This window comes from Deinococcus pimensis DSM 21231 (assembly GCF_000519345.1).
In the GTDB taxonomy this organism is placed as follows: Bacteria; Deinococcota; Deinococci; order Deinococcales; family Deinococcaceae; genus Deinococcus_A; species Deinococcus_A pimensis.
Window position 1 is genome coordinate 51,147 of sequence record NZ_KI912672.1, and the last position, 12,898, is coordinate 64,044.

Sequence of the window (12,898 nt, forward strand, 5' to 3'; positions counted from 1 at the left end):
CGTCGCCGAGGCCGTCCGCCGCGCCCGCGAGCACGCCTACCTGCTGCGCGTCGAGTGCGAGGTCTCCACCCTCGACGAACTCCGCGAGGCCCTGCGCGCGGGCGCGGACCGCGTGCTGCTCGACAACATGACCGACGAGCTCCTCGCCGGGGCCGTGCGCGTCCGGGACGAGCTCGCGCCGCACGTCACGCTCGAAGCCAGCGGCAACATGACCCTCGACCGCCTCCCGCGCGTCGCGCGCACCGGCGTGGACTTCGTCAGCGTCGGCGCCCTCACCCACTCCGCCCCCAGCCTCGACATCAGCCTCGACGTGGAGAACGCATGAACCACCTGCTGCAGCTTCGCCCCCTCATGACGAACGAGGAGCTCCTCTCCGAGATCACGCGCCTGCGCCTGGAGCGCCACGCCGTCATCCTCGCGCACAACTACCAGCGGCCCGAGGTGCAGGCGATCGCGGACTACGTCGGAGACTCCCTCGGCCTCTCGCGGCAGGCCGCCGCGACGGACGCGGACGTCATCGTCTTCGCGGGCGTGCACTTCATGGCCGAGACCGCCGCGATCCTCAACCCGGACAAGACCGTCCTGCTGCCCGACACCCGCGCCGGCTGCAGCCTCGCCGACACCATCACCGCGCAGGGCGTGCGCGCCTGGCGGGAGCAGCACCCGGACGGCCTCGTCGTGGTGTACGTCAACACCACCGCCGACGTGAAGGCCGAGGCGGACTACTGCGTCACGAGCGGCAACGCCGTGCAGGTCGTCGAGCGCCTCCCGCGGGACGTGCCGATCCTCTTCGCGCCCGACCGCTTCCTCGCCGCGCACGTCGCGCGCCTCACCGGACGCGACCTGCACGTCTGGGAAGGCGCCTGCCACGTCCACGAGGGCATCCTGCCCGCCCACGTGGACGCCGCGCGCGCCGCGCACCCCGACGCGGAACTCCTCATCCACCCCGAGTGCGGCTGCTCCAGCCACGTCCTCGCCAGCCTCCCCGACACGGACCTCCACAGCACCGAGGGCATGATCACCCGCGCCCGCGCCAGCCGGGCCGAAAAGTTCGTCGTCGTCACCGAACTCGGCATGGTCCACCGTCTGGAACGCGAGGTGCCCGGCAAGACCTTCGTGCCCGTCAACCGCACCGCCTGCTGCGAGTACATGAAGATGATCACCCTGGAGAACGTGTACGAGGCGCTGCGCGACCTCACCACCCGCGTCACCGTCACGCCCGAGGTGGCCGCGCGCGCCATGATTCCCATCGAACGGATGCTCCAGATCGGCTGAAGCGAGGCGGCCCCTCGCTCATGCCTTGGCCGTTCGCGCGTCTCTACACTCAAAGGGTGACATCCGCGAAAAGGTTCGTCATCATCGGCGCGGACGCGGCGGGCATGAGCGCCGCGATGGAGGCCCGCCGCGCCGACCCGAAGCTGCGCATCACCGCCTTCGACCGTGGCGTCGCCGCGTCGTACAGCCAGTGCGGCCTGCCGTACTGGCTCGGCGGGGTGATCGCGTCGCGCGAGCGGCTCGTGGCGCGCACCGTCGAGGACTTCCGCGCGCGGGACGTGGACGTGCGCCTGCGGCACGAGGTGACCGCCATCGACACGGCCCGCGGCGTGGTGCGCGTCCGTGACCTGGGCGGCGGGCGGGAGTTCGACGAGCCCTACGACCGCCTGCTCGTCGCGACGGGCGCGTCCCCCGTGGAGTTCCCCCTGCCGGGCCGTGACCTGCCCGGCGTCTTCACCCTCGACGTGCTGGAGGACGCCGACGCGATCCGGGCGTACCTGCGCGAGCACGCACCGAGACGCGCCGTGATCGTCGGCGGCGGGTACGTGGGTCTGGAGCTCGCGGAGAACTTCACGCGGCTCGGGCTGTCCGTGTCGCTCGTGCAGCGGGGCGATCAGGTCTTTCACAGCGTCGACGCGGAACTCGCGGCGCCCCTGCACGAGGAGCTCGAACGGCACGGCGTGGACCTCAACCTGTCCGACAGCCTCGTGAAGGCCTGCTCCGGCTCGGGCGGCCGGGTCCGGCAGGTCACGACGACGCAGGGCGACCTCGACGCGGACCTCGTGGTGCTCGCGACGGGCGTGAAACCCAACGTGGACCTCGCCGTGAACGCCGGGATTCCCTTCGGCCCGACGGGCGCGCTCGCCGTGGACGACCGGATGCGGACGGGCGTGCAGGGCGTGTACGCCGCCGGGGACTGCGCGGAGCACTTCCACCGGGTGCTCGGGAAGCCCGTGTGGATACCGCTCGGCACGACCGCGAACAAGCAGGGCCGCGTCGCGGGCCGCAACGTCACGGGCGGCGACGCGCGCTTCGCGGGGATCGTCGCGACGGCCGTCGCGAAGGTCTTCGATCTGGGCGTGGCCCGCACGGGCCTCAACGAATGGGAGGCGCGCGCCGCCGGGCTGGACGTGCGGACGGTGGTGCTGGACTCCACGGATCAGGCAGGCTACATGCCGGACGCCGAGGACCTCACGGTGAAGCTCGTCGTGGAGCGCGCCACGGGCCGTCTGCTGGGTGGTCAGGCGGTGGGGCGGCGCGGAGCGGACAAGCGGGTGGACGTCCTCGCGACGGCGCTGTACGCGGGCCTGACGGTGTCGCAGCTGCCCGAGCTGGACCTCGCGTACTCGCCGCCGTTCAATTCCGTGTGGGACCCGGTGCAGGTCGCGGCGGTGAAGCTCACGCGGGGAAGCTGAGCGCGCGCCGCGCGATCTCCGCGACGCCCAGCGCGAGGGAGGCGTCGCCGCCGTCGCCCAGCGTCCACGCGGCGGACAGCCCGGCGTACGCGAGGACCCACCGCAGCAGCCGGACGCGGTCCAGCCCGGCCCGCTCGGAGATGACGTTCACCTGCCGTTCGAGCCTTCCGGGGGCGAGGGCGAGGCCCGCGTCGGGATTGCAGAGGATGTTCGCGAAGTCGAAGCCGCGCTCGCCGAGCAGGGCCTTGGGGTCGATGGCGAGCCAGCCGCGCTCCCCGAAAGGCAGGACGTTGCCGTGGTGCAGGTCGCCGTGCAGGGTGGTGACGTCGCGCGCGTCCGCGAGGAGGGCCGAGGCGGCCTCGTGAGAGGCGTGCAGGACGCCGCCGTGCAGACCAGCGGCGGGGCCCAGGGCGCGGAACCAGGTCTCCAGGGGCGTGAAGCTCGCGGGAACGTCGGGGAATGGCTCGTGGAGCCCGCGGGCGACGTCGCACAGCACGCGGGTCGCGTCGTCGTCGCGCCCGCCGAGCGCCATGGCGGTGAGCCGCGCGGGCTCGGGCGAGCGTTCCATCAGCAGGGCGCCGTCCTCCGCGGAGGCGAGGACGGGCGCGCCTCCTCGCCCGTCCCACCACGCGAGCGCGAGCGAGCCGCGCACCTCCTCCTCCTCGTGGGGCAGCTTGAGCATCGCGGGGCGCCCGCCGTGCGTCACGGGCAAGAGCCGCGCGGCGGGCGTCACGAGGACGTCGCCGTCCCGCCGGAGGTCCCAGAGGGCGAGGAGCTCTTCGAGGGCGTCGTGCACGATGTCTTCAGGCTCGCACGTGTCTCCTCCGGGGCGCAAGGTCGCCCCGGAGGCGGCGCGCGTGCTAATCATGAGGGGCATGCCTCGTCCCGCTCCCGGCGCGCCGTCGCCGTCCCTCGCGCTGCTCGTCCTCGCCCTGCTGCTGCCCCCTGCCGCGTCCGCCAATCAGGCGCTCGTGGGGGAGTTCTCTCCCGCCCGCTCGAAGCTGACGGGGGTGACGGTGACGCGGGCGGTGGTGCCGCCCGCGCTGAGCCTCAAGCGGGGCGCGTTTCCGCTGCTGGTCTACCGGATGGACCCGAAGATCGCGCGGTACGACCGCTCGGGGCGCAGCCCGTGCGCCGGCGGGCGCTTCGACGGCTTCTGGCTGGAGAACGACACGAGGGCCCTCGCGTCGTTCGTGGGGGGCGTGAAGGGGCAGGGATTCAAGGTGCTCAGGCAGCGGACGGACGCGAAGCGCCGACGGACGACGTTCCTGCTCGGCAAGGGAAACGCGCGGGTGCTGGGCGCGTGGCAGGCGGGCAGCCTGCCGGAGAGCCCGTTCTCGCTGCTGATCGTCTGCCGTCCCGTCTGACCTTCAGTGCGCGCGGGCCTGGGCGCGGCGGACCACGCCGGGCACGACGCCGCGCGGCAGGAAGCGCGGCGAGATGGCCTGCACCTGGTTCATGAGGCCCGTGACGACGACTCGCCGTCCGGCGAGCGTGGCGCGCACGCCCTCGCGGGCGACGCTGGCGGCGTCCATGACGCGCATGAAGCCGCTGCGCAGCAGCCTCGACTCTCCGAGGTTCGCGCGGGCCTGGAAGCCCGTCTCCACGGGGCCGGGGCAGAGGGTGGTGACGGTGACCCCGCTGCCGCGCAGTTCCTCCGCGAGGGCCTCGCCGAAGGAGAGCACGAAGGCCTTCGTGGCGTAGTAGGTGGCCATGAGAGGGCCGGGCATGAACGCGGCGGTGCTGGCGACGTTGAGGACGCGGCCCGAGCGGCGTTCGAGCATGCCGGGCAGCAGGCGGTGGGTGAGCTCGACGAGGGTGGTGACGTTGAGCCCGATCATCTGCAGCTGACCGCCGAGGTCGCTGGTGTGGAACTCGCCGTAGGTGGCGAAGCCCGCGTTGTTGACGAGGACGTCAACGTGCAGGTCGCGCCCGGCGAGGTGCTCCACGAGGCGCGCGGGCGAGTCCGGCGCGGTGAGGTCGAGCGCGAGGACGTGCGTGGTGACGTGGTGCCGCACACGGAGGTCCTCGGCGAGCGCGTCGAGCTTCGCGGTGGAGCGCGCGACGAGGACGACGTCGTGCCCGTTCGCGGCGAGCTCACGGGCGATCTCCTCGCCGATGCCGCCGGACGCTCCGGTGACGAGGGCGAGCGGGCGGCGGCTGCGACTGGGGGTCGTGTTCGTCATGGATCCTCCAAGACGGTCTATCTGACCGTTGGTCATATATTAGATGACCAACGGTCATTTTTCAAGTGGGCCGGACGGGCCCGGACGCCACACGATGTCGGAAACCATTGAACTTCGCAGCAGATTTCCGAAAGCGTCGTAGTACCGACCGCCATCGGAGTGAAAACCGGCCGGAAGTGTTAGAACTGCATGAGCGTGGACTCGAACACCTTTCCGCCGTCCCTCCTGAACGCCCCCGCTCCTCTCCCCGATGAGTGGACCGGCTCCTGGCTCGCCCGCCTCGCGCACGAAAATCTCGTTCCCCTGCCACGCCTCCTGAGCATCCTCGGCCTCGACCGCCAGCACCTTCAAGAACGCGAGCTCGACGATGCAGAAATCTCCCGTCTCGCCCATGCGACCGACTTGCCCGCCGGGACTATCAGAAACACGATGCTGAGCGCCGGCCCCGAAGGCGTCCTCACTGTCCCGCGCGCTCCAGGGCACAGGGGAAAACGGCCCAACCGCTTCCTCACCGCTTACACCGCCCGGTTCTGCCCTGCCTGCCTCAAGAACGATGAAGTCCCGTACCTGCGCCGCCGCTGGCAGTACCGCCTCAACCGTACCTGCGAGCACCACCGCTCGGTCCTCGAGGACACGTGCCGCAGCTGCGGCACCAACTTTGTCCTGCTCAGGACCACGAGAATGTACCGAGAACCACGTCCCGGCGCGACCAGGCGTGAGACGACGGACCTCCGCACCTGCAGGGTCTGCAAGGCCGACCTGGCGTGGGGCGCCGCGCAGGAGACGAAGGTTCCGAGCGCCTTCCCTCTCCTGACCCGGCACCGGCTTGGCACGCTGTACTCCACGAGTCCCGAGCAGTGGCTGCGCTTAGTAGACGCCTTCCACGACGCCTCCGCGCAACTCGGCTTCAGCACCTACTTCGACCAGGGTCAGCCCGCCTGGGCAAGTATCCCGAGCTCTTGGGGACACCTCACGGCTGACAGCGAGGCCAGCCAAGCCGCCGCATTCGATCTGACCTACTGCACCCTCCTTTCCGACGCCGAGCCCCTCCAACGTCTCCGACAGGTCGGCGCTCACCTGATCACGAGCACAGTGAACATCTATCTCCCGAGCTCACGACTCATGCTCGCCACCATCTGGCTCGCGGAGGCCCTGCTGCACGACTCCCCCGAGCGGCTCGTGACAACCTGGCCCCGAGACGTCCGCGCCCTCGTCCATCTCATTCGCGGAGGCGCGGATCCCCGCGAAACCTGCGGCATTGCTCACGTCGACCTCAAAGCGGGACCGCTCATCACCGACGACCAGTGGGACACGCTCCGCCCCACGCTCACCGTCATTACTGGCTTGAACTCGAACAACCTCTCAAAGTGGGAAGCAAACCGGCGCCGCCACTTTGAGACCTTGCTCTACGCCACTGCCGTCGGAAGTTGGCAGCACCTTGACCGTCAACAATTCAGCACGCGCAAGGATGCGTACCGCGAGCGTGAGCGCCTGATCGACCACGCCCTCCTCGGTCCTGCGCTCGGCAGCCTCTACCGGCACCTCCGTGCCGGCACGCGCACCCCAGCCACGCTACTGGCTCGGGCGACGGCGCCAGAAGCTCAAGAATGGCGCCGTCGTACCACCGCGCTGTTCCTCTCCGATGGCATGATTGAACTGGCCCGCATCACGAACCCTGCGTTGCACCGCGAACTGCTTGGTATCCTGACAAGCGCCGTGATCACGACGGACTGATGCCCTCGTACGATCGCCGCTGCGCCTCGTACTGCTCCTGCAGGCGCTCAAGCTCGCGCCGAAGCGCCGCTTCGCGTCGTGCAGCCTTGTCAAGCGCTTCCTGCAGCTGAACACGCACTTCAAGTCGACCCGCGTTCTTCGCGCGCAACTCAAGCAGGGCAAGGGCTTGGCGACGCTCGCTTTCTGAAGGGTTGACGGCGTGAAGCAGCACCCATCGCGAGTGTTGCGCGTCGGACGCAAGTGTCTCCTGCTGCTGCCGCAGCCGAATGCTGACCAAGCGGTTCTGCTCCGCTGCAGGACGGGTAGATTTGCTCACGTGCTCTCCTTTCTTGAACGTCCCGCCCCAACTTGGGGCGGGACGCTTACGTCACTCGGGCGGTTTTTTCAGGCTTAGATCAAACTCGCGCTTAAGACAAGTTCGCTCGACGCCGTTCCGACTTTGCTGATTGAGTACCTACACCTCAATCAGCAAGCGCATCCAAGCTCGCTGCACGACGTTAACGGCGACGGTTGGGGGAGCGTGCTGGGCGGGGAGTCCGTTCAGCCTCAGCCGGGTGCTTCGTGGAGAGCCGCCGCGTGAGGATAAAGGCGACGCGGTCGTGTAGCCGTCCACGTCCATCACGAGGACGTTCGTACACCAAAGCGACTTCGTTCTTGAGGGGGTCCGCGCCGACATAGATGTAGACCTCCACGGGCCGACCGTCGACCTTGACGGTGACGACCGTTTCGGTACCACGCAACTCGCTTGGAAACGCGCGTGACGCTTGAGGAGACGGCTCTTGTTCGTGTCTGCTCTCGGGAACCTCCTGATTTTCGGCGTGTGGAATGTGCGGGCGATCTGGTTTCCTACGGTCGGGCACAACTGGGCTCCTTCAGCAAGGACGAGAGCTGCCGCTTTTGACGGCGTTTCGCTTGTTGAAGGGAGGTCCTTCCGAAGAAGCCTTCCGAAGGGGGCTGAGGGCCGCTGTAGAGGAGTGTTCTCTTAGAGTATACGCGTTCTGTGCTGAAAAACGACAACAACCGTTGCGTAACGAGGCTGACCTTCGTGTGCCGGTGTTCCCTTCATCAACCGGGCTGAGCAATATATGGCTTGTACCCCTGGAGTTCGGTCCCGTCGTACCGGTAGCCGCGGATCTCGATCTCGTTGTTGGGGGTGATGGTGAACACGAGCACATGACGTCCACGCAGCGCCTTGTGCTTCTCGAAGGTCCTGAGCAGACCCGCCCGTTCCGTTTCGCTAAGGTCGATTTGCCCCATCGGTCGGTAATGCGCCCAACCCAGGGGAAGTTGACCCACTCGCGCCATCGCCCGGTGAAAACCTCGCTCGAACGCGCCGGCAATGTCGGTCCTGGGGGGAAGCAGGCTGTCAGGAAGGGGCGCTTCGCTCGGGTCGCCGATCACGTTGACGTTGTTGCACGGTTCATAGCGGTCGGGCGCGCCGAACAACGGGAAGGTCAGTTCTCGAAACGGCCTCGTCAGGACGGCCTGCAGCAGTGCCGTCGCCGTCTCCTCCCGGAACTTGATGTTCAGGTTGTCCTGACTGCCTTCCGGTTGCGCACGACTCAACTGCATGCCCCATGATACACCCTATAGGGTTTACACCTTATAGGGTGTAGACAACTTCGCCGATTGCCTGTGCAGGTTGACGCTCGTGACCGAGCGGCTCTTCACAGCACGACACCTCTTCGCCACCAACCTCCGCCGCGCCCGAGAAGCACGCGGCCTCAGTCAAGCCCAACTCGCCACCCTCGCCGGCCTGCACATCAACACTGTCGGACGAACCGAACGCGGCGTCCTCAACGTCACCATCGACGTCATGGAACGTCTCGCCACCGTTCTCGAAGTGCCCCTCGCCGAACTCCTGCGTAATCCACCTCACCCCGAAAAGCGACACAGCTGACATCAACCCACCACAGCTGCAGACGGCGCATGATCGCCTGGGGCGCAGCTCGACACGAAGACGCCCTCGCGCCCTCAACACCGCGACTCGCGCTGCCCTTCAACCATGCGTCATCGCCCATGTGCCTCCAAACCGCGAACCAAGAGCCCGCATCGTTCCTCAAACGAACTACGACACGACCTATGACGATGAGTTCTCGTGAGCTGCTCACCGAGGTGCTGCGTCTCGCCGAAGGCAGCAGCCAGGCGCTGCTGCTCATATTCCCAGACGGTTTGATCCGACCGGAAGTGGTTCGCGCGGTGCACCGGGCCCTGCAGGACATACACACCCTCGACGAGGCAACGGCCCAGGTCATCCTCGACCGTCTCCGGGCATCGCAGGCCTTTCGGCGACGGTGGCAGGACCGAGGGCAGCACCTGGATGGCAGCCTGCAGTACCTCGACCAGCTGGAGGCCATCGGTCAAGGGCTCTTCGACGCACTTGCGGCCTTGCCGTCGTGCCAGCGTGACGAGCCGCGGCTCGCGCTGCTGCTGGCGCTGACCATCGCCCTGCCCCTCGACGTTTTACCTGATTGAACGCGGGCCACGAGGACTACTGCACCTGCTCACCGGGGTGGGCCGCAGGCGTAAAAACACGATTGTGATACTGGGTTGATGGCCAAATCCTCATCCCCCCGGCGTCGTTCTGACGCCCCGACCCCCAACTGGGATCTGATGATCCTGCCGTTACCTGGTGAGCTTTTGCGAGACGCCACCAACCACCGCGCCATCATCCGCCTCGACTATGACGCGCAGGTCTGGGTCGGCCTGCGTTGGGAGCGCGACCGTATTCCGGTCGACGAGCAGCGCGGCACCACCGTCACGTGGTCGCTGCCCGCGCACGTGCCTGGCACAGCCCTTCGCGACGTCCTCACGACGAATCAGCCGCTGCTGGACCGGGTCGCGAGGGGACTGCAGTTCTGGTCGCGCCGCGGTCAGATTCACGCGACGCTTGATGCGGATGGATTGACGGCCTACCACGAGGTGGAGGCACTACTCGCGCCGCTGGCCGACTGAGCCTCTCCGCGTCCGCGGTCAGTCCGACCTGCCGGATGCACAGCTGTTGATGCGCCGGGAACACTGGAACGGCGAAACCTATCGCTCGGCGGACTATGAATCTGCTGAGCGGTGGGTGATGCCCATGCACCAGACGGAACCGCCGTTGACAAGCACAAGTGTCGCTCGTTCACCTCAAAATCAAGGTGAATAGGGCTCCTCATCGCCTCACTCCTGACCTGAAGGGCAAACGAGGGGCGTTCAGGCAGCCTTGTGCAGGACTGTACCAGCCCGCACCCCTACAAAGCTCGTCAGTGCGCGCCAGACCTTACGCGCACATTCTCGCGCGCGAGGCGCGGCCGATTGAGGCAAAGTGGGGCCTAGGATGAACGAAGACGACCTGCGGCGCCTCAACCTGCTGCGCCAGACCCTGCTCGGGAAGGACCACGACGACAAGTACGCCGGGATGCAGCCGCGAGCGCAGATGCTTCAATTCGTCTGGGACATGTACGACGTCGAACCGGAACTTCCCGAGCTGCGCGGCGCGCTCGACCAATTCGTTCAGATGATCCTCGTGACCTACCGCGAGACGAAGCCCCGGAATCCCGACATCGCCAGTGCGCTGGCACACTCGTTCATGACGGATTTCCCCGGCACGGAAGGCTCACGGCTGCTGTCGAGGTGGAGCGGCCTCGCCGAGGCAAGCTACGCGGTCAAGGCAGTCGCTCACAGCGGCAACTCGAACCTGATCTTCACCGCGTCCAAGACCGCAATGCAGGCGATGACGGAATTCCTCAGTGGCCTGCTGGGCTTCATGGTGGTGTGCTGGCAGGTCAACAAGGGGAAGTTCTGGAGTCCCACGATCTTCCACAAGACCCTCAACGAGAAGCTTGAGGTCTTCGAGAAGCTCACAGGTGGAAATGACGGCGCGTTCTACCTGCTGTTCCGCCTGATCGACCGGCGGATGCGCAACGCCATCGCGCACGGCGACATTCACTTGGACCGCGAGCGCGGCGAGGTGGTGTTCGGGGAGATGATCGCCAAGAAGTCCACGCGGAAGGAACACCGGGTGCCGGTGGTGGAGTTGATGGGCCGCGTGATGCTCGCCTCGTACCTGTGTCAGGCGTATTTCGTGGCGTTGTGCGTGATTGCGCTGTACGAGAGCGGGAACAGCGTCGAGCGCCTTCAACTGCCAGAGCATCTCCTGAAAGTCATGGCGTCAAGGGCGCTGAGTTGAACGTCAGTTCGCCTGAGAACAGCGTGTTTTCGGATCGGCTTAAGGGGTTGATGGCGGCGCGCTGTCCTGAGCGCGTAGAGTTGTTACTCTGAACGCTTCAAGTTTTACGTCCGTTCAGGTGCGGCGTTGTTGGTAGGTGAGGACGCGCGCGACCTGCGCGTGGTTCCAGGCCTTCCCCGTGCGCGAGCGTTTACCCTCGGCGTTGAGTCGATCCGCAATCGCCCGGAGGGACATCCCGGTCTGCCGCATCAATCGGATGTACCCGTCCACGCTCGCGTACGCGTCTCGCGCGCCCCGGCTGATGCTTGCGCGCGCTGCGAGACGGCACTCCTCCGTCATTGGAATAGGGCACCCGAGCCGCACACCACGCACTTTCGCGGCGGAGAGCGCGTCCTTCGTGCGGACGCTGATCAGCCTCGCTTCGTGCTCGGCGAGCGCGGCCATGATGTGCACCGTCAGTTCGTTCGCGTCGGGCATGTCACACGCGACGAACGGCGTCCGCGCTTCCATCAGGCTGGAGACAAACGCGACGTTGCGGGCGAGTCGGTCGAGCTTGGCGATCACGAGGACAGCGCGCTCCTGGCGGGCGGTGTCGAGTGCGACGTGCAGTTGGGGGCGTCGACGTTTGGCGGTGCCTGTTTCGATCTCGACGAACTCACGGACGACGGTGAGGCCACGGGCGCGGGCGAAGGTGCTGACGGCGTGACGTTGGGCGTCGAGACCCAGGCCACTCTGGCCTTGTTTGGCGGTGCTGACGCGGTAGTAGGCGACGGCGTGGGTCATGGGGTGGAGTGTAGCAGTTTGGTGACGGACGTTATTAAACTGCTACAAAAGGCAAAACTGTCAGGTTAGGGTCCTAGACTTTCAGGAGGAGTGTCCAGAAAATCCGGAAACCAACCCTAACCTGACGCCTTTTCACCTCACCCCAGATGTCAGGCTGGGGAATACCCTTTTCAGACAGCAACCTGTGAGAAGGCAAGTCTGGAGGCGGCCGCTCGACCCATCCCTGAAAGGGTGATCAAGCGGCCGCCTCTCCTGTTCATGCGACGCTACAAGCCAAGCTTCAAATACTTGCGCTGCTCCGTCACGACCTGCTGCATGGCAGGGCCCGCGTCCCGACTGAAGTACGGGAAGCTGATAAAGGCGTGAGGCATCGCGGGGAACTCACGCACCACCACCGGAACACCCGCTGCGCGCAGGACCTCCGCGTAGCGCATGCCATCATCATGCAGCGCGTCGTACCCGGCGACCTGAATCAGGGCCGGAGGTAGGTTCGCATGGTGAGGCGCCCGCAGTGGAGAGATCCGCCAGTCCGTCCTCGGCGTCCCTTCCGGGATGTAGAAGGCCTCGTACGCTTTGATGTCGGCGGCGTTCAGGATGATCTGATCGGCATGTCGGCGGCGCGACGCCGACTCGCCAGCCAGGTCCGTAGCCGGATAGATCAGTGCCTGATGATGAATGACCGGACCGCCCTGATCCCGCGCGAGCAGACACAGCACCGCGGCCAGGTTGCCGCCCGCACTCTCACCCATCACGCCGATCCGGCCTTGCGCGCCGAGGGTCGCCATGTTCGCCGCGCTCCACCCCAGCGCGTCAACGCAGTCTTCGAGCGCTGCCGGGAACGGATCAGCGGGCGCCAGACGGTACTCCACCGAAACCACCACGGCATCGAGGTCAGCAGCGACCGTGCTGCTCATCCAGTCCGCCATGTTCAGGCTCCCCTGCGCCCACCCGCCGCCGTGCAACGCGAGCACCAGCGCCCTGGGCGCGCGAGCAGGACGCGTGGGGGTATAGATCCGGATGGGAATGGGCCCGGACCGCCCGGGAATCGTCCGGTCCACCTGCCGCACTCCACGCCGAGACCAGCCGGTGATCAATCGAAAGACCAGGCCAGACTGAGGTGCGCTGGCACGCTGAATCATTTCTTCCGCGGTGATCTCCGCGATCGAGGGGCCGGGCATCCTGTCGAGCAGGCTGCCCAGAAGTTTCATGCGGGAATCCAGGGGTACGGGAGCGTCGGCAGGGCGCGACGCGTGACGGACCCGCTGGTACGCCATGGCGCTCAGCAGGATCAGGAGTCCCAGTTGACCGAGTCGGCGGGCATTCGCGCGGTTGAC

General features: G+C 67.0%; 15 protein-coding genes. 9 read left to right on the forward strand and 6 right to left on the reverse strand.

From position 1 onward, the window contains the following. The 3 genes from DEIPI_RS33680 to DEIPI_RS0122025 all read left to right on the forward strand — a co-directional run. The coding region (locus tag DEIPI_RS33680; protein WP_045234941.1) for a nicotinate-nucleotide diphosphorylase at window positions 1–325 on the forward strand (325 nt) is incomplete at its 5' end. Then, window positions 322–1,275 carry a quinolinate synthase NadA gene (gene nadA, locus DEIPI_RS0122020; protein ID WP_084474785.1) on the forward strand — a complete coding sequence of 318 codons (954 nt, stop codon included), beginning with the start codon at window positions 322–324 and terminating at the stop codon, window positions 1,273–1,275. The genes DEIPI_RS33680 and nadA, both read left to right, overlap by 4 nt. 56 nt (window positions 1,276–1,331) lie before the next feature. Continuing rightward, entirely contained in the window at window positions 1,332–2,690 is a 1,359-nt protein-coding gene (locus DEIPI_RS0122025) for an FAD-dependent oxidoreductase (protein WP_245588618.1), read from the forward strand. Here DEIPI_RS0122025 and DEIPI_RS0122030 read toward each other — a convergent pair. After that, on the reverse strand, window positions 2,674–3,486 hold the full coding sequence (locus DEIPI_RS0122030; RefSeq protein ID WP_027483194.1) for an aminoglycoside phosphotransferase family protein: 813 nt from the start codon (window positions 3,484–3,486) through the stop codon (window positions 2,674–2,676). The two genes, DEIPI_RS0122025 and DEIPI_RS0122030, sit on opposite strands and share 17 nt — an antisense overlap. A 79-nt stretch (window positions 3,487–3,565) precedes the next feature. Between DEIPI_RS0122030 and DEIPI_RS0122035 the strand changes: the two genes are divergently transcribed. Continuing rightward, entirely contained in the window at window positions 3,566–4,057 is a 492-nt protein-coding gene (locus tag DEIPI_RS0122035; RefSeq protein WP_027483195.1) for a hypothetical protein, read from the forward strand. A 3-nt stretch (window positions 4,058–4,060) separates the two neighbouring features. Here the strand turns inward: DEIPI_RS0122035 and DEIPI_RS0122040 are convergent, their stop codons facing one another. Continuing rightward, window positions 4,061–4,876, reverse strand: coding sequence for an SDR family NAD(P)-dependent oxidoreductase (locus DEIPI_RS0122040; protein WP_027483196.1), 816 nt, complete (start codon window positions 4,874–4,876; stop codon window positions 4,061–4,063). 195 nt (window positions 4,877–5,071) lie between these two features. Between DEIPI_RS0122040 and DEIPI_RS0122045 the strand changes: the two genes are divergently transcribed. After that, window positions 5,072–6,610 (forward strand): TniQ family protein, encoded by a 1,539-nt coding sequence (locus DEIPI_RS0122045; RefSeq protein WP_169737186.1) that lies wholly within the window; start codon window positions 5,072–5,074, stop codon window positions 6,608–6,610. On the opposite strand, the gene DEIPI_RS38275 is transcribed toward DEIPI_RS0122045, so the two are convergent. After that, window positions 6,597–6,926: a hypothetical protein gene (locus DEIPI_RS38275; protein ID WP_157463881.1), complete on the reverse strand. Its 330-nt coding sequence runs from the start codon at window positions 6,924–6,926 to the stop codon at window positions 6,597–6,599. The genes DEIPI_RS0122045 and DEIPI_RS38275 overlap by 14 nt on opposite strands. A 749-nt stretch (window positions 6,927–7,675) precedes the next feature. Further along, the gene (locus DEIPI_RS0122050; protein ID WP_027483198.1) at window positions 7,676–8,182 is read right to left on the reverse strand and encodes a hypothetical protein; all 507 of its coding nucleotides are present in this window, start codon (window positions 8,180–8,182) and stop codon (window positions 7,676–7,678) included. Window positions 8,183–8,261: 79 nt separating this feature from the next. On the opposite strand from DEIPI_RS0122050, the gene DEIPI_RS33685 reads away from it, so the two are divergent. From DEIPI_RS33685 to DEIPI_RS0122070, 4 genes are all read left to right on the forward strand, one after another. Then, a complete protein-coding gene (locus DEIPI_RS33685; RefSeq protein WP_045234963.1) occupies window positions 8,262–8,510 on the forward strand; it encodes a helix-turn-helix domain-containing protein in 249 nt (82 codons plus the stop codon). Window positions 8,511–8,692: 182 nt separating this feature from the next. Next, on the forward strand, window positions 8,693–9,085 hold the full coding sequence (locus DEIPI_RS0122060) for a hypothetical protein (RefSeq protein ID WP_027483200.1): 393 nt from the start codon (window positions 8,693–8,695) through the stop codon (window positions 9,083–9,085). Between the two features lie 78 nt (window positions 9,086–9,163). Next, window positions 9,164–9,565 carry a hypothetical protein gene (locus DEIPI_RS0122065; protein WP_157463883.1) on the forward strand — a complete coding sequence of 134 codons (402 nt, stop codon included), beginning with the start codon at window positions 9,164–9,166 and terminating at the stop codon, window positions 9,563–9,565. Window positions 9,566–9,929: 364 nt separating this feature from the next. After that, the gene (locus DEIPI_RS0122070; protein WP_027483202.1) at window positions 9,930–10,781 is read left to right on the forward strand and encodes a hypothetical protein; all 852 of its coding nucleotides are present in this window, start codon (window positions 9,930–9,932) and stop codon (window positions 10,779–10,781) included. Window positions 10,782–10,895: 114 nt separating this feature from the next. Here DEIPI_RS0122070 and DEIPI_RS0122075 read toward each other — a convergent pair whose 3' ends face one another. After that, a complete protein-coding gene (locus DEIPI_RS0122075) occupies window positions 10,896–11,564 on the reverse strand; it encodes a recombinase family protein (protein ID WP_027483203.1) in 669 nt (222 codons plus the stop codon). A 266-nt stretch (window positions 11,565–11,830) separates the two neighbouring features. Next, window positions 11,831–12,772, reverse strand: a complete 942-nt coding sequence (locus DEIPI_RS0122080) for an alpha/beta hydrolase (protein ID WP_045234964.1) — start codon at window positions 12,770–12,772, stop codon at window positions 11,831–11,833. Between the last annotated feature and the right edge of the window lie 126 nt (window positions 12,773–12,898).

Excerpts from the sequence above, each read along its gene's own strand:
- nadA (WP_084474785.1), top strand. The coding sequence starts at position 322 with ATGAACCACCTGCTGCAGCTTCGCCCCCTCATGACGAACGAGGAGCTC.
- DEIPI_RS0122035 (WP_027483195.1), top strand. The coding sequence starts at position 3,566 with ATGCCTCGTCCCGCTCCCGGCGCGCCGTCGCCGTCCCTCGCGCTGCTC.
- DEIPI_RS0122040 (WP_027483196.1), bottom strand. The coding sequence starts at position 4,876 with ATGACGAACACGACCCCCAGTCGCAGCCGCCGCCCGCTCGCCCTCGTC.
- DEIPI_RS0122050 (WP_027483198.1), bottom strand. The coding sequence starts at position 8,182 with ATGCAGTTGAGTCGTGCGCAACCGGAAGGCAGTCAGGACAACCTGAAC.
- DEIPI_RS0122060 (WP_027483200.1), top strand. The coding sequence starts at position 8,693 with ATGACGATGAGTTCTCGTGAGCTGCTCACCGAGGTGCTGCGTCTCGCC.
- DEIPI_RS0122065 (WP_157463883.1), top strand. The coding sequence starts at position 9,164 with ATGGCCAAATCCTCATCCCCCCGGCGTCGTTCTGACGCCCCGACCCCC.
- DEIPI_RS0122070 (WP_027483202.1), top strand. The coding sequence starts at position 9,930 with ATGAACGAAGACGACCTGCGGCGCCTCAACCTGCTGCGCCAGACCCTG.
- DEIPI_RS0122075 (WP_027483203.1), bottom strand. The coding sequence starts at position 11,564 with ATGACCCACGCCGTCGCCTACTACCGCGTCAGCACCGCCAAACAAGGC.
- DEIPI_RS0122080 (WP_045234964.1), bottom strand. The coding sequence starts at position 12,772 with ATGAAACTTCTGGGCAGCCTGCTCGACAGGATGCCCGGCCCCTCGATC.